We start from the raw sequence: 23,265 nt of genomic DNA on the forward strand, positions 1-23,265 counted from the left end.
TTGGGGTACAGTTACAATATACCCTAATAGGAATATTCCAGTCAAGGAATATTCCTATTCACGCTACTAAATCAGGTGATTGATTCGCTGGATAGACCTTACTCATACCGCCACCCGCTTACACTCCTGCAAACGTCAGCGTTACGGTTGTACCTTGTCCCGGCGTGCTGTCGATGGCGATGGAGCCGCCATACCGCTCCATGATTGCTTTGGCAATGGCCAGTCCCAGGCCCGAGCCGCCCTGCGAGCGGTTGCGTGAAGCCTCCGTACGGTAGAAGCGCTCGAAGATATGCGGCAGCTGCTCAGCGGATATTCCGATGCCTGTATCGGCTACGGTCAGGATCACCTTCCCGTCGTCTGAACGGGAATGCCCGATCATTACCGCCCCGCCTTCAGGCGTATATTTCAGCGCATTCTCCACGATGTTGCGGAGCACCTGATAGCAGGCGCTGCCAGGCATCCGGATGGGTAACGCCCGTTCACCGGGGCCGCCGTCATAATCAAGCCGCGCCCCCGGATTGACATGAACAGTCTGAGGCAGCAGTTCGTTCAGCACAGACTTCAGATCGCAGGTTTCTTCTCCGTCCTCCGGGGCCAGGGCCTCCGCCTCTGCTTCCGCAAGCAGAAGCAGCTGGGAGATCAGCTGCTTCATCCTCCGCGTCTCATCCATCATGAACGCCAGCGACTCATCCAGCACCTCCGGCGATTGCTTGCCCCAGCGCTGGATCATATGCGTATGGCCTTCAATAATGGCCAGCGGTGTCTTAAGCTCATGGGAAGCATCGGCAATGAAGCGGCGCTGCTGGTCGAAGGAAACCTCCAGCTTATGCAGGAACCCGTTGAAGGTCTCGCCCAACTGCTGGAGCTCATCCTGGGCAGCAGGAACATGCAGCCGCCGGGACAAGCTGTTCGTTCCGATGCTGCGCACTTCGCCAATCATGCTGCGAATCGGCTTCAGCGCTGAACGGGAGACGATGCCCCCTGCAAGCACAGCCATTCCGGCAGCCAGCAGCAGCCCCAGCAGCAGCAGTCTGCCCACCTCCTTCTCGGCGGTAGCACTGCGTGATTGCCCGCTGTCCGTAAGCTGCAGCCGGACAAGCCCATACACGGGCAAGGACAGCTCCTTCTCTGCGCTGTAGACATCTGAGCCGGGCGCCGGTTCACCTTCGCCCGCTTCTGCGAGCACACGCCCGCGTGCATCCAGCATTTGCAGAACCTGGCCTTTATCCAGCTCAGGGGCAAAGACAGAGAAATCCGGCTTCAAAAAAGCCGCTGCACCGCTACCCTTGCCCAATCCGGGCTGAAGCAGGGACGGCAGAAATTCCACCTCACCGACCCGCAGCTCAAACTGTCTAAGCTTGGCATCCAGCAGCCGGGTCTCCTGGCTGTCTGTCCAATGTTTGAAGGTAATATAGACAAATCCGCTGACCACCGCCGCAACGGCCAGTGCAGTGAGCGCAATCGAAGCGCTGACTTTACGGGAGAACGTCCATGGCTTCATTCGCTCACCTCAGTCTCTCAGAATATAGCCGCTGCCCCGGACCGTATGAATCAGCTTCTCGCTGAAGCCTTCATCCACCTTCATACGCACATACCGGATATAGACATCCACCACATTCGTCTCGCCTTCATACGAGTAGCCCCAGACCAGGTTCAGCAGTGCCTCACGGTTCATCAGCCGGTTCTTATGGACCAGCAGGCAGTGCAGCAGCTCGAATTCGCGCTGTGAGCATTCAATCTCGCGCCCGGCGCGGCTGACCCGGTGCGCAGCCCTGTCCAGTATCAGATCCTTGGCATGCAGGACCTCATCTCCGGCTTCTGCGGCGTGCAGCCTGCGCTGCAGGGAACGCATGCGGGCCAGCAGCTCTTCGATAGCGAAGGGCTTCGGCACATAATCATCCGCCCCGGTATCCAGTCCCCGGACCCGGTCACTGACCGTGTCCCTGGCAGTCAGCATAATGATTGGAGTCTGCTTCACCGCGCGTACCCGCTTGCATACTTCTATTCCGCTGATGCCCGGCAGATTCAAATCGAGCAGAATGATGTCAAAATGCTCCCCCAGCGCTTTCCCGGCACCCGTAAGACCATCGCACGCAACCGTAATGTCATAACCTTCATAGGACAGCTCCAGCTCCAGCAGGCGGATCATGGCAGGCTCATCCTCAATAACCAATACGCGTTCCTTCAACCTCTCGTCCACCTCTTCACAAGATCAGTTCTGCATTAGCGACAACCCGGCCATAGATTTGGCACGGATCTGATACGTACCTGCGCCCAGCTTCCCGCTGGCCCGGTGATTCTTCACTGTCAGCGGGAAGTCCGTTTCAATCTCTTCAAAAGCGGATTCGGCATCGACCACGACTCCCGCATTCCCCGGCCAGGCCAGCTCTACGTCCCCTACCGCTGTAGTTACCTTCCAGTCTCCGCCGACCTTCCGGCTCTTCACATGAATGTTCCCGGCTACGGTAACCGCTTCTACAGCAGCCAATGCGTCCTTCACCGACAAATTGCCGTTTGTGGCCTTCAGGGTCAAGGCTCCGGCAATTTGCTCCGCCTTCACGTTGCCGTTGGTAACTGTGACTTCTACGCGGTCCTTCGCTTCAGAGACCTGCACATTGCCATTCACCGTATGTAATTTGAGCGCATTGCCTATGCCGGAAGCAGATATATTTCCGTTCACAGCCGCTAACTCAATTCTACCTGTACTAGAAACTTTTGACAAAGAAAGATTGCCGTTCTCCGTCTCTGCCTGAAGCTCGGCCTTCATGCCCTGCGGCAGTGTAACCGTCAGATCAAGGCTTGGATATCGCCAATTGCCATAAGACTCGCTGTAGGTTCTAATCTCCAGATCAGCCCCTTTGCTTACCTTCATCCCCGCCTTGTCCGCTACGGCCTTTGCCTCATCCGCGGTTGCCTGATGGACGGTCACTGTCATATGGACCTCCATCTCCTTGACATTGCCCTGCTTAATTTCGATGGTTCCGTTCGTGTTGGCAATAGAGACACTTTGAGTGCCGGCCGGCAGGCTGACGCGGGTAATGCCTTTGTCAAAAGAGTATCCCGTCCCCGTCTTCTTCCCCGCTGTCTGCAGAGAGACTGCAGCCGCCGGAGCTGACACCGAAGCCTGTGCTGGCGCGGATTCAAAGTCCGCCTCTGTCAGCGGCCGCGCACCGGCGCTCCCTCCATCCACTATGCCCATGTACATTAATACCGCTGCCAGCGAGGCGCTTGTGATTAGCCGTTTCCACATCATTCTCATATTCTCTCTCCTCCAGTTCATGTGATTACCCTTAGGGTATACCATCCTTGATGAGAAAGACTTTGCAGGGAGATTAGAGTTTGATGAGAATATCTGGGGACTCCGCCCCAAGTTCTAAAGAGCCCTATTGTTTATTTTCTATTTAAGCAGGTTTACGCTTGCTTCCTCCAGCGAAGGAATGAGATTTTTAGGCTCAATAGGGGATGACATGACGATTAGAATCGTATAATTCCCGTATTTATCACACTGATTTCCAAACTCCTCAAGACCCTGAGTGGAGTCTGACATGACTTTTAACAGATAATTGTGTTCTCCGCTGATGCGATAGCATTCGACGACATCGGGATGGGTACGGCAGAAGTCCAGAAAGGCATGACACTCTCTGGAGTGGAAAAGTATATAGGCAGCTGCCTGTTTCCCGATTTTCTCCGGAGAAATGATCGTCCGGTACTCCTTGATCACCCCATTTTCCTCCATCCGCTTCACTCTTTCCGTTACTGCGGGCTGAGACAAGCCCACGCTTTTCCCCAGCTCTGTCATGGAAATTCTCGCCTGACTTTGCAGATGAAACAGAATTTGCTTATCAATAGAGTCCATTTTTGACCACTCCTTTAATTTTAAGATTATCGGTATAAAATGCCTTTATTTTAAATGTTATATGTGGGTTTTACCTTTATCGGCTCATGTATTCAAGTTAATTTATTTTATATACTTTACTTACAATAGTAAAGCGAAGACAGTTGCTGCTTTAACTATGCGAAAGGATGTTGAGTATGCCCTATTCGAACACAATCAACCCTAACCGTATCCCGGAGCGGATCGACAAGGTCATTGATGAGACACTAACCGACAAGCGCCTGGCAGGTGTTGTCATAAAGGTAGCGTTAGATGGACAACTCATCTATAGCCGTGCTGCTGGTTATGCTAGCCGTGAGCTAAACCACCCTATGCGGGAGGACGCGTTGTTCCGGCTTGCCTCGGTTTCCAAACCGATTACCTCTACGGCAGCCCTGATTCTGGTGGCGCAAGATCGCCTGAAGCTGGATGACCGTGTAGACCGGTGGCTGCCGGACTTTAAGCCACGGCTGGAGAATGGAGAGACTGCAGCAATGACTGTCCGTCACTTAATGACGCACACTGCTGGTCTGACCTACCGCTTCTTTCAGGAAGAGGGCGGTTCCTATGAGCAGGCTGGTGTATCTGATGGCATGGATCAGTCTGGTATCACGCTTGAAGAGAACCTGAAGCGGCTCGCGTCTGTTCCACTTCTCTATAAACCAGGCACCCAGTGGAGGTATTCTATTGCCACAGATGTGCTGGGGGCAGTAATTGCTAACGTTAGCGGGAACACACTCAGTGAAACGATCCGCTCACTTATTACTCAACCCCTCGATATGACGGATACCAGTTTCATAGCCGTGGACCCGAAGCGCCTGACCACAGCTTATGCCGATGACATTCCGGGACTGCGGCCTATGAAGAATCCCGATAGGCTGGCCTTTGTAGAAGGAACTGCGGGCTTCCGGCTCGCCCCGGGCAGGGCGTTAGACAGTACTGCCTACGCTTCCGGGGGAGCCGGTATGGTAGGCAGCGCCGGAGATTTTCTGCAGCTGCTGGAAACGTTGCGGAAAGGAGGAGCGCCACTGCTGCCGGAATCCCTGGTCCGCGAAATGACCACCAACCAGATTGGTGACCTGCCCATGCCCTTCTGGCCGGGACGGGGTTTCGGCCTGGGGATCACAGTCCTTAAAGATCCTGCTGCCGCAGACACAGCGGAGTCCCTTGGTACATGGCGCATGGGCGGCACCTATGGCCATTCGTGGTTCGTCGATACCAGGCAGCGTCTAAGCGTGGTAGCCTTCACCAATACCGCACTGGAGGGCATGTCGGGTCCGTTCACGGTTGATCTTTGCAATGCTATCTATGGCAGATTGGACCCGTCATGAACAACATAAAAGAGAACGCCGGGAGGAGTAGCACAATTGCTTCCCCGCAGCAAAGCTCCAGTGCCCCTGCTTCCGTACGCCTTCCCTGGACCGGATTACTTGCTCTGGCAATGACCGGGTTTATCTGTATTCTGACTGAAACGATTCCCGCCGGACTCCTGCTTCAGATCAGTAAGGGGCTTGGAGTAACAGAGGCCATGGCGGGTCAGCTTGTTACTCTCTATGCCCTGGGTTCTTTACTCGCCGCCATTCCATTGACCACGGTAACACGCGGCTGGAGGCGGAGACCCTTGCTACTCATTTGCATCCTTGGTTTTCTCATATTCAATACCGTTACTGCCTTATCTTCGAGCTATCCCCTGACGCTTGCGGCCCGTTTCTTCGCGGGTGTGTCCGCTGGTGTCCTGTGGGGAATGATCGCAGGCTATGCACGGCGCATGGTACCGGAGCAGCTTAAGGGACGGGCTATGGCTATTGCAATGGCGGGAACGCCGCTTGCTCTGGCTCTCGGTGTCCCTGCCGGAACGTTTTTGGGTGATCTTGCAGGCTGGCGTAATATCTTTGGAGTCTTGTCGCTGTTCGCTCTGCTACTGACCAGTTGGATACTCTGGAAGCTGCCGGACTATCCGGGAGAAGCTGCAGATAAGCGGCTCCCTCTAAATAAGGTCTTCACAAGCCCCGGAGTGCGGCCGATCCTGTTTGTCGTGCTGGCCTGGGTACTGGCCCACAATATCCTGTATACCTATATAGCACCGTACCTTACTCAGGCCGGGCTAACCGGACGCGTGGACTTGGTGCTTCTTATTTTCGGTATTACAGCACTTCTTGGCATCTGGTTAACCGGTATCTGGATAGATCGTCACCTGAGGCTGCTGGTTCTGATTAGCCTCACTGCATTTGCATTGGCATCTGTTCTGCTCAGCATAGGCAGCGGTAAGCCTGTTGTAATCTATCTAGTAGCTGCTGTATGGGGCTTAACGTTCGGGGGAGCAGCCACGCTGCTGCAAACAGCAATGGCTGCAGCTGGTGGAGAGAGTGCAGATGTAGCGCAATCCATGCTTGTAACCGCATGGAATCTGGCCATTGGCGGAGGCGGTATAATCGGTGGAATTCTTCTTGAAACAACGGGTGTCATGTCATTCCCATGGGCGTTGTTTGTCTTGCTGGCCCTCTCTGTATGGATAGTCCGGCGCAGCAGAACGCATGGATTCCCTCCAGGAACCATGGACATCCATCGCGATAAATAACTTCACGACCTCGTTATTCCTCATTTGCAGGTGCTGTATAATCTTTCTGTCCACAAGTGGAAACGAGAAAATAGAAGGATAAGTTATCATGTGAAACCTATAAATTCTTATATTTGCGCAAAAACAGCCAGGAACCCTCCCGGCTGTTCTTCAATATACATTAGGTTCCCGCCAATATCGGCATTGCGGAATTCAGCTGTTACCCCTGCTTAATCGGCGCTGCCAGAATGATCTGTCCCCGCGGGGCGTCTCCCCCGTCATCCGGCTCCAGCGTAATTGCCACGGTATCGTAGGCCTTCGGATCAAACGAATAATAGAGTGCCCCGTTTCCGTCCTGTGAGATGAAGGTGCCCGCATTCTGCGGCGTATCCCCTTTGATCAGCCATACCTGATAGACCTCTGTGCCTGTAAGCTCCGGCAGATCCTCCGCCTGGATTACGAGGTGGGTCCCGGATGTATCAGTGACAATAGTCGCTACACCCTTGGCCGAAACAGCCTCTCCCGACGGGCTAAGCGCCACCGTCTCATTCACCTTAAGCCCCTGCAGAGGCCCGGTGCCGGAGGCAATCTGCCGCTGCAGCTGGTCTACATCCCCGCGCAGCTGGCCGGTATAGACAATCAGCAGCAGCACGGCCACAGCCAGTCCGAGGCTTAAGTAACCCCAGAAGCGGGTTTTTCTAGGCTCCGGGATTCTCGCCTTGGGCAGGCCCTGTTCTATAGGTGCCACCTTAACGGACTCACGCTCAATGGTGCGTTCTGCCGCAGGCTGAATATTAGGGCTGGCTTTCGGCGGAGCAGCCGGTGTACTCAACTTTTCCGACTCTAATACCCGTGATAATATCCGATCCTTCATTCCGGAAGGAGGCTCTGCGGGCTCGGAAGCAAGGGGAAGATGGTCCAGTACCTGCCGGTATTCACTTACCAGCTCCTTGCATTCACTGCAGGCTTCTGCATGGGCAGCGAACTGCGCTGTCTCTTCTGCCGTCAGTGCGCCCAGAACATATAATTCGGCCAGTTCACAGAGATCATCCTTATGTTCACTCATGCGCATGATCCCTCCTTCCCCAGTGCCGTAATGATTTGTGCAGCTGCTTCATTGCCAATCGGACCCTTCCTTTGACCGTCCCCAGCGGAATTGCCGCAAGGTTCGCTACTTCCTGCTGGGTATAGCCCTGATAATAAATCATATCCATCACCTGCTGCTGATCCCGGCTGAGCCCCAGCAGCGCGTCCCTGATCTGTTCCCCGGCCATCTGCAGCTCAACGAGATCCTCGGTCAGCTTTGTATGGTCCTGAATCATATCCAGATTCCCGGAGTCTGCAGATTGCTGCGGCAGCCGGGAGCTGCGTTTGCGGAGATGATCAATCGCCAGATTGCGGGTAACTGCGAACATCCAGGTAAGCAGCTTGCCCCTGCCGAAATCAATCTGCTCCGCATTCTTCCATACCCGCAGGAACAGTTCCTGCATTACTTCTTCAGCGGCCATCGAATCCTTCACGATCTGGTAAGCGAAACTATAGATTACCCGTTCATATCGGTCATAGAGCAGTTCGAGGGCATTCGAGTCTTTCTGTGCAATAAGCAGAATTAACTGCTTATCGTCAGCTGTGTCATTCAATTGCCATCCCCCATTCAACAAAAATTTAGTACCCCGGCACTCCAGCGCTGAACTTCCTGCGTTTCACTGAGTATAACCGCTTTGCACAAGCGGCTCAACTTTGAATCAAAGATCATGCCCTCCGGAATTGAAGCCAGGCCGGCTTCCATATATGATAGCTATATCATATCCGCAAGGGAGGATTCATTTCCGTGGCCGTACTTATTAATGAACAGATTAGAGCAGCTGAGGTCGAGCTTACCGGGCTGAAGGGCCAGAAGCTCGGCACCGTATCCAGAGACGAGGCGCTGGCTATGGCCAGATCCGCAGGAGCCGATCTGGTCTGCACCTCGCTGATGAGCAGTCCGCCGCCCTGCAGCCTGGTCGTCAAGGGCAAAGGCAAAGCCGCTGCGCAAGCGGCCCGCAAGGGCGATACCAGCCGTCCGCAAGGCGGCGGAGGCAGCCATGAGAAGGTGAAGGAGCTGCGCTTCACCGCCCATATTGAAGAGCATGACTACGACACGAAGCTGCGTCAGGCGGACAAGCATCTGCGCACGGGCAAGCCGGTGCAGCTGGTTGTGAAGTCTTCCGGTGCGAAGGAAGCGGCTGCCGCGAAGACAGTCCTGGAGCGTCTGCTTGCAGATCTGAAAGAGGCCGGAAGCAAAACCACCGGAATTCAGACCAGCGGCAAAGGTGCACAGGTACGGGTAACTCCGCGTACGTAATATTGCTGTGAGAGCAACAAGTGGAAAAAGGTATCTTAATTCACCTATTTCTGAGGGATGGACCGAAGCAAGTGGAAAAACAACATCTAATATTGTTAGGTTTAGCTACTGTGAGTAAAAAGGGAGGATTTAAGTGCTGTTTGTCCAACTGTTATTGGAGCAGGGTTCTATCGTTCATCAGCAAGTGGACAATATCCATAACTGCTTCCGGCCCTCATAGCATCCGAGCTTGTCCGTTCGTTCTCTCTAGTTCGGAGCATATACATTCTTATCTATTAAGTGGAAACGGCTTTGCCGTCCTATTACAGGAAGGCAAAGCCGTTATTCTCGAACCCCATCTTCTTCCACTCATCTTGCCCTGCCGGGCCGCTCATCTTCTACTCGTCTTTCATACATCTCCCGCTCATCCTAGGGTTATCTTCAACTGCCAAGCCGCCCAGCAAACCGCAACCTTTCCAGCACATGCAGCAGCTCACCGTTGCAGTCCTCATAATCGCCGGTTAGTCCGGCCAGCTCACGTTTAAACCGGAAGCCCAGCTTCTGGAATACTCCGAGCGACGCTGTGTTCCGCGGATCTGCCTTGGCATATAACCGGTCCAGCCCGATTACATTGAAGGCATAAGCCGTGAGCGCCCGGGCGGCCTCGGTGGCATACCCCCGGCCCCAATGCTCACGCCCGATCAGATAATACAGCTCGGTATCCGGTGCGCTGAAATCCAGTACGCCGAGGCCGCACCAGCCGATCAGCTGTCCGGTTGCCTTGCTGCAAACCGCGAACGAATATTTGAACGGCAGCTCAAACGGCGTATGATAGCTGAACATCAGCCAGCGGAACAATCCTTCATATTCATGCCGCTGCATGACCTCCATATGCATGAAGGTTAGCACCTCCGGATTCTGCATCAGCGCGAAGGAGGCGCCAAGATCACTTTCAATATAAGGACGGATGATCAGACGCTCTGTTTCGAGCCTCATCGCAGCTAACGTTATATTCATTTAGGTGGCCCCGCTTTCAAGTCCTGTCTGTACCCCAGCATAGTACAAGCGAAAGAAGGTCCACAAGGTAAAAGATGATTTAATCCGTTTGCCCCCTGCCGTTATTCCACAGCGTTCTGAAGGCATCACAGCTGCGGATCAGGGAATCGAAATCCCCCTCCCCTACCAGCCTTCCCTGCTCCATCACCAGAATCTGGTCTACTCCGCTGATGAAATTCAGCCGGTGCGCAATAATAATAACCGTCTTGTTCCTGAACTCTGCAAACACCGTTTCCATCAGGCTTTTCTCCGTAATATTATCCAGCGCCGAGACCGGTTCATCGAGGATGATCAGATTCCGCTTCTGCAGGAGCGCCCGGGCAAAAGCCAGCCGCTGCCGCTCACCGCCCGACAACTTCAGGCCCCGCTCACCCACCATCGTGTCCAGCTTCTCCGGCAGCTCCAGCACCTTATCCTTCAGATGGACCTTATCCAGAACCGCATACAGCTCCTCATCCGGCACATCCTGGTCAAACACCATATTGCCCCTGATCGTAGTATCGAATACCGGACTGTCCTGCGACAGATAAGAGATATGATCATAGTAGCTGTTCAGGCTCAGCTCATCGATATCCGTGCCATCCACCAGCAGCTTGCCGCCGCTTTTCTTCAGCAGGCCCGTAATCAGCTTAATAACCGTCGACTTTCCGCTTCCGCTTAAGCCAACCAGTGCAACCGAGGTTCCGTGCGCGATGGAGAAGGACAGCCGGTCCAGCACCTGAACCTCCCCGTAGCCGAAGGACACGTCCCTGAATTCAAGATCGCCCTGCAGCCCGGCCACCGCCTTCCCCTTCTCCAGATTAGCATCCTCCGGGGCATTCAGAAATTCACTGAACCGCTGATAGGTCACCCTGTTCAGCTTGTAGCCGACGAATAACACGTTGAAGATGGCAATCGGCGTATATATTTTCTCAATGAACATGAACAAGGCCACCATCACCCCGACCGAGGCCTGCCCGGACATCACATTCTTCACTCCATAGAGCAGGACAAACACTTTAATGACCGTAATGAATAATTCGAATAAGGCAAAAAAAGACTCATGGATCATCTGCAGTTGAGAGCTTTTGCGGATAATCTGCCGTGCGGTCTCGTTCAATCTGCTGATCTCCTGCGCATACTTCTTATTGGTCCGGAACACAACCAGCTCCATGAATCCGCGGATTGAATAGCGGGACATGGACTCCTGCTCCTTAAGCACAGCCGCTTTAATCCGGTAGAGGTATTTCAGCAGCACATTCGTGATCACGAAGATCACCACATACCCGCCCGCAATCACCAGCATGATTCTGAGGTCATAATAGCTGATGAAGAACAAGCTGAAGAGGATGGTAGGCAGCAGCTCATGCAGTGTCCCCAGAATAAAAGTAAACAGAATGCTGTTCCCGGCCGCCGCGCCGTTCTCAATTACCTTGATCATCTGGCCTGTGCCCATATTCTGATAGGCGGTATAATCCATTCTGGAGATTTTGGACAAGGCCAGGATCTTCAGCCTTTCCGTGATGCTGTTTGACAGATGGGCGCCCGGATATTCATCCGCATAATTCAGAAGTACATTCGCGCCCAGCAGCACCCCGTAGACGACAATCCAATGTGTGATTTCGCTGAAGCCCGTTCCATCCACCGCCTGATCGAGAATCTTCTGAAAGACCACTATGCCCAGACTGCTTATGAACTGAATGGCGAAACCAAGAAGGATATACAGAGCAATCCACCCTTTGAGGTGGACAAGACATTTTCGCAGCATAATTACAATCTCCAATCTTGAAATGAGTATAAAAAAGCCGGGACCACGCTTCGCCACCCAACGCTAATGACCCCCCTGCATATGCAGTGTGGTCCTTACGTTGAATAACTCAGTGTCCCGGCTCTAAAAATGAATGCCTGGCACCGTCCAAGGTTATAGTTATCATGTGATCAAAAAGGCAGACTGCCCCCTTGATGGCTGGTACGCGTTCTACCCAGCCCGATAACTACTTCCTTGCGACAGTACGGTATGGCATCCATTTCACCCCGATTGTAAGATTGTCTTGTTCCTAATCCAGCATGGAGCTCAGCCAAGCCGCCGACTGCTCCATATAACCCAGCTGGTCTACAGCATCGAAATGCTCGATGGCCAGCGTATCTGCGTATCCCTCTGCCTTCAGCATCCGGAGCACCTCGGCGATCCGGATGCAGCCTGAGCCTGCAGGGGACGGATACAGCGGAATCCCGCTTGCGCTGATTCTGGGCTCCCCGCCGTTGTCTTCCAGCGACCGGTCCTTGCAGTGGACATGGATTATCCGGTCCTTCAGCTTCGCGAACGCTTCCAGTTCATCCTCACCGCGGTAGATGAAGTTCCCGGTGTCGAAGGTGATCGCCAGCTTAGGCACCTGCTCCAGGAACCAGAGCAGCTCGTCCGCCGACGAGAAAGGTGCCCGGATATCGTCGAAGTCCTCCATCGTCACACGGATGCCCTTACGCTCCGCGTAATCACAAATGGCATTCAGCGCAGCAACCATGCTCTGAAGAGCCTGGCCCCGCGCCTCCGGGGTGGCCGTTTCTTCGGTGAAGCCCGGAATGACCAGTACCTTGCCGGCTCCCAAATAGGCTGCTGTATCAATGAATGCATACCCCGGCTCCGGTGCAGGCTGATTCCCGAAGTCAAAAAAAGCATACATCGACGCCACGGAGATCCCCGCTGCATCCAGCCTTTTTTTCATCGCCTCAGTACCGGTCAGCGCCTCTTCCAGATCAAGCTCTACCGCCTCTATGCCATAGGCATGCACTTTGTCCAGTACATCCGTAAGCGGCAGGCCGCTCTGCTCGCTTGCCTTCACAATATGATTGTAAAATACCGACAGCTTCAAGCTCTCCAGCCCCTCTCAGCCTAGCGCTTAGTATCCTCTGTATCCTTAGAATCCGAGTTACCGTCCGCTTCTTCGGCCGAATCCTCAGCATCCCCAGAATCGTCAGGACCCTCCTGCACGCCCGCTTCATTCCGGCTCCATTCCAGGAACTCAATAATGTCCTGATCCTCAGGGTCCAGCTTATGAGCCTTTTCAAAAGCCTTGATCGCCTCATCGTACTGGTCCAGATAATAATGCGCGTAACCGACGCGGAAATGCCACAGCGGATCTTTTTTGCCTTTGTCGGCGGTCTTGTTGAACCATTTAAGCGCTTCCTTATAACGTCCCAGATTATTGAGCGCCCGGCCCAGATGGACCGCCAGCTCATCATCGATCAGCGGGGTAGGAACCTCTTTGATGCGGGATACGATTTGTTCGAATTCATCTTCCTCATGCCAAGCATTCAATTGCGCAATTAACTCTTGTCTCATTACAAACAGCCTCCCGGTTAATATATCCATTCCTCTAAGAGTTACTTTATCATTTTCACGGAGAGTTTCCCACTGTTGCCCTGTCCGCCCTAAGCCGGGATGGCGATCTCGAAGGTGGTTCCCTTTCCTTTTTCGCTTCTAACCTCGATAACTCCCTTAACTTTGTTGATCGCACTGTAAGCCATGAGCATTCCCAGACCCGTACCTTCTTCTTTGGTGGAATAGTAGGGTTTGCCCAGCCGTGAGATTTCATCCTTCGTCATCCCGATGCCGGTGTCGCGGATGGTAATGATAATATTCTGCTTCCTTTCGGAGATATCAATGGACAGAACGCCGTCATCCATTCCCTTCATCGCTTCGATTCCGTTTTTGTACAGATTAATCAGACATTGCTGCATCAGATTCCGGTCATAATGGGCGCAGAGTGAGTTGTTGAAGCTGAACTCGACCGCTACTTTGTGGATTGTGGCATACGGCATGATGACATTCTTGGTGTACTCACACTCGGCCTGGAGGTTGGAATAGACCATATTCTCCGACTGCGGCTTGGCAAAAGAGAGATAATCGCTGATGATCTTCTCCGCCCGGTTCAGCTCCAGCATCGACAGTTCAATATATCCCTTCTCTTCGGGCGTAAGCGTCTTCGATTTATTGAGCAGCTGAAGGAACCCGCTCGTCACGGTTAACGGATTCCGCATTTCATGGGAGACGCTGGCCGCCAGCTCACTAACCACATTAAGCCGCTCCGACTGCATAATCCGGTCACGATTCTTAAGATTGGTAATGATCTGCTCCAGCAGAATCATTAAGACCGCCATCACCGCTGCATGAGTGGTCAAAGCATAGAAGGTGAGCATCCAGAACTGCATATCCAGCGCCTCCATAACCATGCTCAGCACAATCAGATAACAGCCCATCGTAAGCACGGCAATGACGGTTGCCCAGCTGATCCGTGTCCTTGGCTTCGAGCGGATAAATCTTGAACTTAATAACGGCACAACGATCAGAACTGCTGTTGAAAAAAGAAACGAGTGAATCGTTCCCTCTCCGCCTATATAGAAACGGTATACGTTTAGTATCAGATAGAGCGGAAGAACATTTTTGTACCCTCCATACAAAGCTGCGATAAGAAACGGAACATACCGCAGGTCAAAGATAAACCCCGTCTCCAGCCGGATCGGCTTGGCGATACACAGGATCATGGTTATAGCTGTGAGCAGTACAAGAATCTTCCGGTTATAGGCGTGAGGCCTATTCTCAAAGAAGATCAGAAAGATAAGTACCGGAAACAGCATAAACAAGAAATTAAGAAGCAACGTCTCAAACAAGGTTAACTTCCTTTCGATCCAATACTGGTATGGTATCTGCATTTGTGTTCTGTGCACTATACTTAGAACATTACGCTAATCTATTATTATAAGTAAAGCTAAACCGGATTACTATTATAATCTTCTATGATTTTCCATTATTTTACCACATGTTATGGACTCTGCTATAATCAATTGACATGCCTAAATAACTGCATCTCAGGGGAGGAAGCATTATGGCTTTTACCATTAATAATCTGAAGGATAACCCTAATGTTGTGATTAAAGAACAGCTTGGCGGATTCTCGGTCATTGAATATAAGGAGGATCTGAGCAGCACCTCCATGCTGGAAGCCCAGGCCAACTTCTTCATGAGCAAGAGCAATATGCGCAACAAGCAGCTGATGATTGAGCTTACGAATAGCGAGGTTATGCTGAGCGCAGGCGCTATGCAGTATATGATCGGCAATATCGAAATGACGTCGGGTGTCAAAGGTGTCGGCGGTCTGATGCGCAATATAATATCCAGTGCAGCAACCGGCACGAGTGCCATTAAACCGCTCTATAAAGGAACAGGGACGATTATGCTCGAAACCACCTACAAATATCTCTGGCTGATTGATGTCGACAACGACCATATCGTGATTGATGACGGCATGTTCCTGGCCTGCGAGACTACGCTGGATATTGCTGTCGCTGCTCGCAAGAATGTATCCTCAGCCGTCCTCGGCGGAGAAGGGCTGTTCAACCTGAGCGCACGGGGTAAAGGGATTATCGCTCTTGAGGCTCCTATTCCATCCGAGGAAGCCGTGGTGGTCGAGCTGCAGAATGACGTGCTGAAGGTAGATGGCAATTTCGCGTTGATGTGGTCGAACTCGCTTGACTTTACCGTAGAGAAATCAGGGAAGACCCGCATGGGCTCTGCCGTATCCGGCGAAGGCCTGGTCAATGTCTACCGGGGAACCGGTATGGTCTGGCTGGCACCGCTCATGAATTACAAGAATAGCCTGTTTCAGGCTGCACCTACCTCCTGATTCTGACGCCACTTGAGGCAATGCTCCATCCAACCTAAATTCATCTAAAGGACGGGCCATCTGTATGTCTATTCAAGCTGTACTATTTGATTTCGACGGAACACTCGCAGATACGCTGCCGTTATCCTTCCATGCGTTCAAGGCCGTATTTCAGCAATATGATCATAGAGAAGTCACCCGCGATGAACTTGTCGCCATGTTTGGCCCCACCGAGGAGGACATCATTGGCGGCAATTTCGCTGACCCGTCTTCCGTTCCGCAAGCTATAGAGGATTATTATTCGTTATATGAGCAGGGGCATTTCGGAGAATTTCAGAATGACGGGCACATTGTAGAATTACTTCAGGCCCTGAAGGCGCAAGGGATGAAGCTTGGCGTCATTACCGGTAAAAGCAGACGGGCCTATCAGATATCGGCCGGGGCACTGGATCTGGAACGCTTCTTCGATATCTCCATTACCGGAGATGATGTGGTTAAGCCCAAGCCTGATCCCGAAGGCATACATTCGGCGCTGCGTATACTTGGCATTGCTCCCTCCAATGCTGTATTTGTTGGGGACAGTAATGCAGATATTCTCGCGGGCAAGGCTGCCGGACTGCAGACCTACGGGGTCCGCTGGCTGTCCACCTTCCAGAGCCAGGCTTACGATGTCCCGCCGGATGGCGTGTTTGACAGTGTTGATGAGTTCCGGAAGCTTCTCAAGTTAAATAGCATCATTGCAATGACGTATCATTCCAAGCAGCAAGCGGCGGACATTACTGTACTGGAGCAGCAGTGCAGCCACGCGGACTCGGTCCAATTAAGCTCAGATCTTGAGCATCTCGTCAAAGAGGATGGCGACCACGCCCTGCTCTGCTATCGCGGAAACCAGCTCATAGGTTTGCTGAGCTGGTTTGCTACCGAAGGCGATTATGCGCAGATTAATGCCATGGTCCATCCGGAATACCGCCGTGAGGGCGTATTCCGCAGTCTTGTGCAGCGGGCCAAGGAAGATATTGCGCCTCTCGCCGTACACAGGCTCAGCTACAGGGTTCCGAGCCGTTCACAGGCAGGACTCCGCGCGGCCAAGGCTATCGGTGCTGATTATGACCGCTCTGAATACTCGATGTCATATGCCCATACGGAGTCCGGCAGAGAACAGGCTCCGGGAGACTTGCGTCTGCTGCCTTCCTTGCCGGAGGACTTCGAATTCATGGTCTCCTGCTCGTCCCGGGCCTTCGGAGACTCCGAAGACGCCACCCGGGAGTATTTCCTGCAGACGAATGAACCGGAGCGTATCACCTATATTGCCTGGGCGGGCGGCCAGCGGATCGGCCTGATCCGGGTGAATTACGTGAATGAGGCAACAGCGTTTATCCATAATTTCTGCATATTGCCCGCCTGCCAGAGCCAAGGGTATGGCGGGAAGGTGCTCCGGCAGACTGTTGATCTCCTGCTGCAGAAGAACTATTCTTCGATCCGTCTAGGTGTTGTCACCGAGAATGAGCGGGCTTTGACCCTCTACCTCAATGCCGGCTTCAAGATCAATTTCGAGTATAAATATTACAGCGGCAGCCCGGCGTGAGCACAGATTAAGAAGGAGCGATATATGCCCGTTACCGAGAGTATTCCCTGGATTGCCGCATTTCTCATTCTGCTGTCCGTAGTCTGGATTGTGCTCGTAAGCTGGAAGAACGGAATATCGCCGATGCCCGCGTCCAGGGCTGTAAGGGCGGCAGTAGCCGGGGAGGTGAACCGCATCCCGGGATATGCCAATGTTCTGGAGGCGGGGTCGGGCTGGGGAACGCTGGGCCTGGAAGTGATCCGCCGCTGCCCCGGCAAACGGCTGACCGGCATAGAGAACTCAAGGATTCCCCTATGGTTCTCACAGCTGTTTGCGGTAGTATGCACACGATTCCTGCCAGTGAAGAGTGAACGGGAGCGGCTGCAGGGCAAGGTCATTTTTAGGCAGGGCGATATATATAGAAGCTCTTATAGCGATGCCGATATTGTACTCTGTTACCTGTTCCCCGGAGCCATGGAACGGCTGGCGCCTAAGTTCAGGCAGGAGCTGCCGCCGGGCGCAGCCGTAATCAGTGTCTGCTTCGCTCTGCCGGATAAGCAGCCGGTCCGCATCATCACCTGCCCGGACCGGCTGCGGACGAAGGTGTATGTCTACATTGTCTGAATATTACCTGCGTAGAAACTGCAAATAGCCCAAAAGCATGCCGCTGCCTTGGGCCATTGGATGGATCGCGTACTTCTAGGATTTCCCCTTATCCGCTAACTGCTCCTGTGCCAGACGGACCATCTCCCGGACCATGGAGCCTCCGATTCTGCCGCCAATCTGCCCCGCAGATTCCGTGGTCAAATTGCCGTTATTGCCCGCCTGCAGCGGGATACCGAGCTCCTTCGCCACCTCGTATTTCACATCGTCCGGATGATTCGGATCTACATGGTATCCTTCCTGCTTCATGACCTCTGCTTTGAAGGTCTGCATGCCCTGGGCTGACCCGGGCACCGCATATTTCCTGTTTCTTCTCGCCATTTCGGGTACACTCCTCTGCTGTCTTTTAACTAAGATGCCCTGGAGCGTAGGGGATTATCCCGCCTTAAGACTGCATCCCGTCTTCAATCCGCTTCATGAAGTCTTCTACCGCGCTGTATCCAAGCTGCTTGAGATACCAATTATTCGCAGCAGCTTCGATCAGGCCGGCCACATCGCGCCCCGGCTGAAGCTGAACCTCAATATGCGGGATTTGAACGCCGAGATATTCCGTGAACTGGGGAACCAGCTCCAGGTCATTGTTGAGTGAATTCTCCTGCCACGGTGCCAGCTCGATGTCTAATACAATCCGCGTCTCATCCTGGAAGGCCCTGCGCCCGTACTGGCGTACGACATTGATCAGACCGATGCTGCGCAGCGCCAGGAATTCGCGGGTCGTCTCATTATGCGTCCCGAGCAGCGTCGCCGGCCCCAGCTTCTTGAGCACTACAATATCATCGGCCACGAACCGGTGGCCCCGCCGGATGAGCGTATGCGCCGTTTCGCTTTTACCGATCCCGGACTTGCCCCGAAGCAGAATCCCGATGCCCGACACATTGACACATACCCCGTGAATCGACAGCTCCGGCGCCAGCGTTTTTACCAGATAGCTGTCCAGCTTGGCAATAAACTCCGTGGTCACCTCTGGTGTCCGCAGCAGCGGAATGCCCTCCTGATTACAGTATAAGGTGAGGTAAGGAATCTCTTGCTGGCCGCTCGTTACAATGAAACAAGGCGGATGATATTTAACGATATTGCCGATGTGCAGCATGCGTTCCTCTACACTCAGCGTTAACAAATAGTTGATCTCCTTGCGGCCGAGCACCTGTACCCGCGCCATCGGAAAGAAATCGAAATAACCGACGAACTCAAGCCCGGGTCTGTGCGTCCGTGGACGGGTAATGACGCGGTCCATGCGTTCTGCCCCTGCCAGCACTTCCAAATGAAACTTGTCCGTAAGATTCTGAACGGTGATAGACTTCATATTGTTCTCCTCTCAACCATATTCTTCCGATAGAATCACTTAAAAATCTTGTAATCTGCACACGCTAATTATATATTAAAATCAATATATAAGACCTTTGACCCAGAAAAATCAATAAAACACTAAATATATCAAGAAGGTGTAGTATATTGGCCTTGGAGTCTTGGATTGATCTGATGATGTGCTTTGTCTTGTTCCTTTTATTTATATACATATTTACTTCTGTAGGTACGATAACCAATTTGCACAAAGTCTACCTGGGTTTTCATTTCTCCATGATGATCTGGCCTTACTGCCAGTTTGCCATCCGGACCGTTGATGATCCAATCTATCAGCTATTCTATGTGAAGCTTGCCTTTATCGATGCCTCCCTGCTGACTACGGGCTGGATCTTCTTCACCATTCTGCTCTCTGGCCAATCGCAATTTCTTAACCGCAAAATATTAATCGCCCTGCTCGTTCCGGCATTCCTGTCGTCGCTGGGTGTGGTGCTGAATCCGAACGGCTGGTTTGTTCTTCCGGTAAACGGCGGATATGTTGAGCGGATCTACGGACCTATTTTCTGGATCAACATGTCTATTGTTATTCTACACGCCATCGTATCGCTGTATATCATTTATGTAGCTCTGGTCTCCGATCAGGCGCCGCGAATCAAGAATCAGATCATGTATATGCTAAAAGGGATTCTTGCCGTCTGTGTCTTCCTGATGATCGATGTGTTCCTGAACGTAGTGCTGGACGATTACCTGCCGGTCATTCCGGGCTTTACTTCGCTAGGCATTGTGGTGTCAGCTACCTTCTTCGTGATTACCATTCACCAGGACAAAGTGTTTGATATTGTAACTATCGCCCACCAGGATATTATCAATACGATGGAATACGGAATTCTTGTCCTCGACGATCAAGAACAGGTGGTCGAGATCAACCAGGCTCTGCTTCCCCAGATCCGGCTGAATCCCGGGCAGAGGTTCGATATGGCCCGCCACCTGCCCGGCGGCAATATCGTGAAGACTGAACAGTTCCTGCAAACCTACCGTGACCATCCGCTTGAGGTAGCCGAGACAGAACTAATGTATCCCGCACTCCAAATGTACATCAGCATTCATGCCGCACCGATTATGGTGAGCGGTGTGAGGGTGGGCCGGATTGTCACCTTCCAGAATATAACCGAGCTTCGGCGCCTCATTGATGAGACGAACCAGCAGAACACCATTCTGCAGGAGCGCAATTCCGCCTTAATCAAAGTCCAGGAAGAGCTGTTCCAGACGAACGCCAAGCTCCGGAAGATGGCCATCACCGACAGCCTGACCGGCTGCTATAACCGCCATTATCTCATGCAGCAGCTGGAGAATGAATTAATGAAGGACCGGGATCCCAGGGTCCCTTCGACCATTATACTGATCGACATCGATTATTTCAAAATGGTCAATGACCGCTACGGCCACCTGGCCGGAGATGAGGTCATTTGCAGTACGGTAGAGGTCCTGCAGCGTAATCTGCGCCACTCTGATATTCTGTCCCGTTATGGCGGCGAGGAGTTCCTTATCTACCTGCCCGATACGGAAGAGGATGAGGCGTATGTGCTGGCAGAGCAGCTTAAATCAAGCATTGAGTCCAACCAGATCAGAATTGATCATATAGACGAGCCTATATCCATCACCATCAGCATAGGAATGCTCAGCATCGGGGAATTCAAGGTCACACCGCCCATGAGCACAACAACTTACTTGAACGATTTGTTCAGATCGGCAGACAAAGCCTTGTACGCAGCCAAGCATCAGGGCCGAAATCAGATTGTTTCCGTGAAAAGATAGCGAATGCACATAAGCCACCCGGCTCAGGAAGCCGGGTGGCTTAACTTTTGTCCGCGGGGCTGTTCCCTACTGTAACTTTAATTATAGCTAAGCTTTCTCTATACATCCGGTTTCGCCAAGCAGGATAATGAATAACAGTTAGAACCATTCGTCAAAAGGGGTTCCCGCAGATGAACTATGATTATCTTATCCGCGAGATTAACCGCTCCTACCCGCTCCGTATTGAGCAGATCCGGCTTCACCGGGAGATGATCGGCGGGGTGTATTTCGCAGAGGGCGGGGGTAAGCGTTATGTACTCAAAATATACCGCAGCTTCAAAACAGCCGATGCCCTGCAGTCCGTCCGTATTCTTGATTATTTAGAGGCTCATTCTTATCCTGCCGTTACTGTGCTGCGGACGGCGGGGCAGGAGAGTCATATCCTTCTTGAAGCTCAGGATGGCTTGCAGGCAGCGGTGCTCTTCCGCTATGCCGAGGGGGCTACGCCCGATGGGATAGCCGAAGCAGAGGTTATCGGTCAACAAACCTGAGAATTGCATCAGCTCATGCAGGGCTACCCGGATGAACTGATCCACCGGACAAAAACCGACTACATCGGTGACTATCTCTCCATTATGCGCGAACTGGACTGTGCTTCCGAGTCCGTTGCTGCGCTCGAACACTATGGCAATGAACTATGGAGCCGTATGTCAGATTTGCCTAGACACTTTTGTCATGGCGATCTGCATACAGGCAACATGCTCAGGGACAGCCGCGGGCAATACGTGCTTATGGACTTCGATGACGCTTCAGGTGATTATCCGGCCATGGATGTTGCCTATATGTCTGATAACACTCACTACCCTAATAAACCGGAATTCCGGATAATTCAAACCTGCTGTAACCTTTTTGCAGAACGGCACGTCTAAGATCACAAATAAACCACAAACTACTCTATGAGGTGACTGACAATGAAGAATACATTCAAGATCATTACTATATCGGCAGCTGCTGCACTGGCGCTCAGCTTCGCGGGACAACAGTTCGCTTCCGCGGCAACCTTCAAGGATATTAACAATGTGCAGGACAAAGACAAGATCATCGCTCTGCAGAATAGCGGCCTGATCAAAGGGATCAGCCAAGACCTGTTCGGTCCGAATATCAGTATCTCGGAGGCTGAAGGAGTGCAGATGATCGTAAATGCACTAGACCTGAACCTTGACCTGATCCGGTTTGTGAAGGAGCCGCATGCTACCGACTATTTCAAGAATGCCAATGATTCCGCCTGGTATGCAGAGGCGCTCATTATTGCCGGTGTCCACGGGCTGGATCTGCCCGCCGACCTGAAGCCAAACCAGAAATTAACGCGTGAAGAATTCACGCACCAGCTCATTGATGCGATCGAAGCCAGCGGCCAGCTGCCGATGATCAAGCCTGTTGTTATTGATTATAAGGACCAGGATCAAGTTAAGGCAGAGTATTCCGGTTCGATCCAGCGCGCACTGAACTACGGTGTCCTGAAGCTGGATGAAAGTGGCAAGCTTAATCCTAAGCAGGAAATCACCCGGGCTGAAGCAGCTGTAGCGATCAGCAATGCGCTGGCGTATCTGAAGGCACACCCGGCACCGGCTGCGCTGAGTGAGACGCTTACTGCCGAAGAGGCCGTTCAATTGATTAAGGAGGCTGTAGGTCCGGAAGCAGACCTGCAGATCAAGATCGACCCGGCTGCCAGCATGTCCCGCGAATCATTCACCTACCTGCTGGTGCATACCCTCCAGACCAGCGGCCAGCTGCCGATGTTCAAGCTTATTCCGGTTGAAGTCGCAGATGAGAGTCAGATGGATATCTCCAATTCGGGCGCTATTCAAACCGCACTGGCGCTTGGCTTCGTTACACTGGATGAGTCCGGCAATTTCAATCCGAAGGGTGATATTACACGTACCGCCGGTACGGATATCGTGAATAAAGCGGTGGAATACTTGAAGGCTCATCAAGCACCCGCAGCAGAGAGCGAAGTTCTTACGGCTGAGCAAGCTGTTCAGTTGATCAAGGAAGCCGCAGGACCGAAGGCTGATCTGCAGATCAAGATTGATCCGGCAGCCAGCATGACCCGCGAGTCGTTCACCTACCTGCTGGTGCATACCCTCCAGACCAGCGGCCAGCTGCCGCTGCTTAATCTGATTCCGGTAGAGATCAAGGATAACGACAAGATCAATATCCTGAACTCGGGAGCCATTCAGACGGCCATCGCCTTGAAGATCGTGAAGCTGGATGCTGACGGCAAGTTCAATCCGCAGGCTGGAATCACCCGTACAGACGCGGCCGCTATGGTTAGCCAGGTTCAGGAGATCCTGAAGCGGGCTGCTGCGAATCAATAATAGCCGGAACATTCCAATTTTCCGCAAGCAATTATCAGCTCAAAAAGCACAAGTCAGTAGCTTGTGCTTTTTGGCATGTTTTATGATCACCGCCAGGGAGCTTGTCAACACGATA

At 52.6% G+C, this 23,265-nt stretch carries 23 protein-coding genes; 10 read left to right on the forward strand and 13 right to left on the reverse strand.

Annotation, left to right across the window (positions count from 1 at the left end):
* Window positions 1-118: 118 nt before the first annotated feature.
* From NSQ73_RS29380 to NSQ73_RS29395, 4 genes are all read right to left on the reverse strand, one after another.
* Window positions 119-1,501 (reverse strand): sensor histidine kinase, encoded by a 1,383-nt coding sequence (locus NSQ73_RS29380; protein ID WP_340989743.1) that lies wholly within the window; start codon window positions 1,499-1,501, stop codon window positions 119-121.
* Window positions 1,502-1,510: 9 nt separating this feature from the next.
* Window positions 1,511-2,188, reverse strand: coding sequence for a response regulator transcription factor (locus NSQ73_RS29385; protein ID WP_081956746.1), 678 nt, complete (start codon window positions 2,186-2,188; stop codon window positions 1,511-1,513).
* Window positions 2,189-2,212: 24 nt separating this feature from the next.
* Window positions 2,213-3,259: a DUF4097 family beta strand repeat-containing protein gene (locus NSQ73_RS29390; protein WP_340989744.1), complete on the reverse strand. Its 1,047-nt coding sequence runs from the start codon at window positions 3,257-3,259 to the stop codon at window positions 2,213-2,215.
* Window positions 3,260-3,397: 138 nt separating this feature from the next.
* Window positions 3,398-3,856, reverse strand: coding sequence for an Lrp/AsnC family transcriptional regulator (locus NSQ73_RS29395; protein WP_039296185.1), 459 nt, complete (start codon window positions 3,854-3,856; stop codon window positions 3,398-3,400).
* 176 nt (window positions 3,857-4,032) lie between these two features.
* On the opposite strand from NSQ73_RS29395, the gene NSQ73_RS29400 reads away from it, so the two are divergent.
* Window positions 4,033-5,205 (forward strand): serine hydrolase domain-containing protein, encoded by a 1,173-nt coding sequence (locus NSQ73_RS29400; RefSeq protein ID WP_179093498.1) that lies wholly within the window; start codon window positions 4,033-4,035, stop codon window positions 5,203-5,205.
* On the forward strand, window positions 5,202-6,452 hold the full coding sequence (locus tag NSQ73_RS29405; RefSeq protein ID WP_042140484.1) for an MFS transporter: 1,251 nt from the start codon (window positions 5,202-5,204) through the stop codon (window positions 6,450-6,452). The genes NSQ73_RS29400 and NSQ73_RS29405 overlap by 4 nt, the downstream gene beginning before the upstream one ends.
* A 199-nt stretch (window positions 6,453-6,651) precedes the next feature.
* On the opposite strand, the gene NSQ73_RS29410 is transcribed toward NSQ73_RS29405, so the two are convergent.
* Both NSQ73_RS29410 and NSQ73_RS29415 read right to left on the reverse strand, forming a co-directional pair.
* Window positions 6,652-7,497, reverse strand: a complete 846-nt coding sequence (locus tag NSQ73_RS29410; RefSeq protein ID WP_340989746.1) for an anti-sigma factor — start codon at window positions 7,495-7,497, stop codon at window positions 6,652-6,654.
* Window positions 7,490-8,071, reverse strand: coding sequence for an RNA polymerase sigma factor (locus NSQ73_RS29415; protein WP_039296179.1), 582 nt, complete (start codon window positions 8,069-8,071; stop codon window positions 7,490-7,492). The genes NSQ73_RS29410 and NSQ73_RS29415 overlap by 8 nt, the downstream gene beginning before the upstream one ends.
* Window positions 8,072-8,262: 191 nt before the next feature.
* On the opposite strand from NSQ73_RS29415, the gene infC reads away from it, so the two are divergent.
* Entirely contained in the window at window positions 8,263-8,775 is a 513-nt protein-coding gene (gene infC / locus NSQ73_RS29420) for a translation initiation factor IF-3 (RefSeq protein ID WP_340989748.1), read from the forward strand.
* 420 nt (window positions 8,776-9,195) lie between these two features.
* Here infC and NSQ73_RS29425 read toward each other — a convergent pair whose 3' ends face one another.
* From NSQ73_RS29425 to NSQ73_RS29445, 5 genes are all read right to left on the reverse strand, one after another.
* Window positions 9,196-9,771: a GNAT family N-acetyltransferase gene (locus NSQ73_RS29425; RefSeq protein WP_340989750.1), complete on the reverse strand. Its 576-nt coding sequence runs from the start codon at window positions 9,769-9,771 to the stop codon at window positions 9,196-9,198.
* A 79-nt stretch (window positions 9,772-9,850) separates the two neighbouring features.
* The gene (locus tag NSQ73_RS29430) at window positions 9,851-11,557 is read right to left on the reverse strand and encodes an ABC transporter ATP-binding protein (RefSeq protein WP_340989752.1); all 1,707 of its coding nucleotides are present in this window, start codon (window positions 11,555-11,557) and stop codon (window positions 9,851-9,853) included.
* A gap of 289 nt (window positions 11,558-11,846) precedes the next feature.
* The gene (locus NSQ73_RS29435) at window positions 11,847-12,659 is read right to left on the reverse strand and encodes a sugar phosphate isomerase/epimerase family protein (protein WP_340989753.1); all 813 of its coding nucleotides are present in this window, start codon (window positions 12,657-12,659) and stop codon (window positions 11,847-11,849) included.
* 20 nt (window positions 12,660-12,679) lie between these two features.
* Entirely contained in the window at window positions 12,680-13,129 is a 450-nt protein-coding gene (locus NSQ73_RS29440) for a tetratricopeptide repeat protein (protein WP_340989755.1), read from the reverse strand.
* 89 nt (window positions 13,130-13,218) lie between these two features.
* A complete protein-coding gene (locus NSQ73_RS29445; protein WP_340989757.1) occupies window positions 13,219-14,457 on the reverse strand; it encodes an ATP-binding protein in 1,239 nt (412 codons plus the stop codon).
* A gap of 215 nt (window positions 14,458-14,672) precedes the next feature.
* Here NSQ73_RS29445 and NSQ73_RS29450 point away from each other — a divergent pair, with 215 nt between their 5' ends.
* The 3 genes from NSQ73_RS29450 (at window position 14,673) to NSQ73_RS29460 (ending at window position 17,637) form a co-directional block, all read left to right on the forward strand.
* A complete protein-coding gene (locus tag NSQ73_RS29450; RefSeq protein ID WP_039296152.1) occupies window positions 14,673-15,470 on the forward strand; it encodes an AIM24 family protein in 798 nt (265 codons plus the stop codon).
* 64 nt (window positions 15,471-15,534) lie between these two features.
* Complete coding sequence (locus tag NSQ73_RS29455; RefSeq protein WP_340989759.1) at window positions 15,535-17,034, forward strand: GNAT family N-acetyltransferase; 1,500 nt, start codon at window positions 15,535-15,537, stop codon at window positions 17,032-17,034.
* A gap of 24 nt (window positions 17,035-17,058) precedes the next feature.
* Complete coding sequence (locus NSQ73_RS29460) at window positions 17,059-17,637, forward strand: class I SAM-dependent methyltransferase (RefSeq protein ID WP_336100089.1); 579 nt, start codon at window positions 17,059-17,061, stop codon at window positions 17,635-17,637.
* Between the two features lie 75 nt (window positions 17,638-17,712).
* Here NSQ73_RS29460 and NSQ73_RS29465 read toward each other — a convergent pair whose 3' ends face one another.
* Complete coding sequence (locus NSQ73_RS29465) at window positions 17,713-17,997, reverse strand: alpha/beta-type small acid-soluble spore protein (protein ID WP_039296148.1); 285 nt, start codon at window positions 17,995-17,997, stop codon at window positions 17,713-17,715.
* A gap of 64 nt (window positions 17,998-18,061) precedes the next feature.
* Entirely contained in the window at window positions 18,062-18,979 is a 918-nt protein-coding gene (gene hprK, locus NSQ73_RS29470; protein ID WP_039296145.1) for an HPr(Ser) kinase/phosphatase, read from the reverse strand.
* A 149-nt stretch (window positions 18,980-19,128) separates the two neighbouring features.
* Here hprK and NSQ73_RS29475 point away from each other — a divergent pair, with 149 nt between their 5' ends.
* The 4 genes from NSQ73_RS29475 to NSQ73_RS29490 all read left to right on the forward strand — a co-directional run bounded on the left by NSQ73_RS29475 (window position 19,129) and on the right by NSQ73_RS29490 (window position 23,150).
* Entirely contained in the window at window positions 19,129-20,793 is a 1,665-nt protein-coding gene (locus NSQ73_RS29475; RefSeq protein ID WP_340989761.1) for a histidine kinase N-terminal 7TM domain-containing diguanylate cyclase, read from the forward strand.
* Between the two features lie 170 nt (window positions 20,794-20,963).
* Window positions 20,964-21,323 carry a phosphotransferase gene (locus NSQ73_RS29480; protein WP_340989763.1) on the forward strand — a complete coding sequence of 120 codons (360 nt, stop codon included), beginning with the start codon at window positions 20,964-20,966 and terminating at the stop codon, window positions 21,321-21,323.
* 15 nt (window positions 21,324-21,338) lie between these two features.
* Window positions 21,339-21,701: a phosphotransferase gene (locus tag NSQ73_RS29485; protein ID WP_340989764.1), complete on the forward strand. Its 363-nt coding sequence runs from the start codon at window positions 21,339-21,341 to the stop codon at window positions 21,699-21,701.
* 42 nt (window positions 21,702-21,743) lie between these two features.
* Window positions 21,744-23,150: an S-layer homology domain-containing protein gene (locus NSQ73_RS29490; protein WP_340989765.1), complete on the forward strand. Its 1,407-nt coding sequence runs from the start codon at window positions 21,744-21,746 to the stop codon at window positions 23,148-23,150.
* Window positions 23,151-23,265: the final 115 nt, after the last annotated feature.

It is taken from the genome of Paenibacillus sp. FSL R10-2736 (assembly GCF_038000245.1).
Lineage (GTDB): Bacteria > Bacillota > Bacilli > Paenibacillales > Paenibacillaceae > Paenibacillus_AQ > Paenibacillus_AQ phytohabitans.

Bases quoted from the DNA above. Each gene is read 5' to 3' on its own strand.
- NSQ73_RS29430 (WP_340989752.1), bottom strand. From the start codon at position 11,557: ATGCTGCGAAAATGTCTTGTCCACCTCAAAGGGTGGATTGCTCTGTAT.
- NSQ73_RS29440 (WP_340989755.1), bottom strand. From the start codon at position 13,129: ATGAGACAAGAGTTAATTGCGCAATTGAATGCTTGGCATGAGGAAGAT.
- NSQ73_RS29380 (WP_340989743.1), bottom strand. From the start codon at position 1,501: ATGAAGCCATGGACGTTCTCCCGTAAAGTCAGCGCTTCGATTGCGCTC.
- NSQ73_RS29450 (WP_039296152.1), top strand. From the start codon at position 14,673: ATGGCTTTTACCATTAATAATCTGAAGGATAACCCTAATGTTGTGATT.
- NSQ73_RS29465 (WP_039296148.1), bottom strand. From the start codon at position 17,997: ATGGCGAGAAGAAACAGGAAATATGCGGTGCCCGGGTCAGCCCAGGGC.
- NSQ73_RS29490 (WP_340989765.1), top strand. From the start codon at position 21,744: ATGAAGAATACATTCAAGATCATTACTATATCGGCAGCTGCTGCACTG.
- NSQ73_RS29480 (WP_340989763.1), top strand. From the start codon at position 20,964: ATGAACTATGATTATCTTATCCGCGAGATTAACCGCTCCTACCCGCTC.
- NSQ73_RS29395 (WP_039296185.1), bottom strand. From the start codon at position 3,856: ATGGACTCTATTGATAAGCAAATTCTGTTTCATCTGCAAAGTCAGGCG.
- NSQ73_RS29455 (WP_340989759.1), top strand. From the start codon at position 15,535: ATGTCTATTCAAGCTGTACTATTTGATTTCGACGGAACACTCGCAGAT.
- NSQ73_RS29425 (WP_340989750.1), bottom strand. From the start codon at position 9,771: ATGAATATAACGTTAGCTGCGATGAGGCTCGAAACAGAGCGTCTGATC.
- NSQ73_RS29390 (WP_340989744.1), bottom strand. From the start codon at position 3,259: ATGAGAATGATGTGGAAACGGCTAATCACAAGCGCCTCGCTGGCAGCG.
- NSQ73_RS29460 (WP_336100089.1), top strand. From the start codon at position 17,059: ATGCCCGTTACCGAGAGTATTCCCTGGATTGCCGCATTTCTCATTCTG.
- NSQ73_RS29410 (WP_340989746.1), bottom strand. From the start codon at position 7,497: ATGAGTGAACATAAGGATGATCTCTGTGAACTGGCCGAATTATATGTT.
- NSQ73_RS29400 (WP_179093498.1), top strand. From the start codon at position 4,033: ATGCCCTATTCGAACACAATCAACCCTAACCGTATCCCGGAGCGGATC.
- NSQ73_RS29485 (WP_340989764.1), top strand. From the start codon at position 21,339: ATGCAGGGCTACCCGGATGAACTGATCCACCGGACAAAAACCGACTAC.
- hprK (WP_039296145.1), bottom strand. From the start codon at position 18,979: ATGAAGTCTATCACCGTTCAGAATCTTACGGACAAGTTTCATTTGGAA.
- NSQ73_RS29405 (WP_042140484.1), top strand. From the start codon at position 5,202: ATGAACAACATAAAAGAGAACGCCGGGAGGAGTAGCACAATTGCTTCC.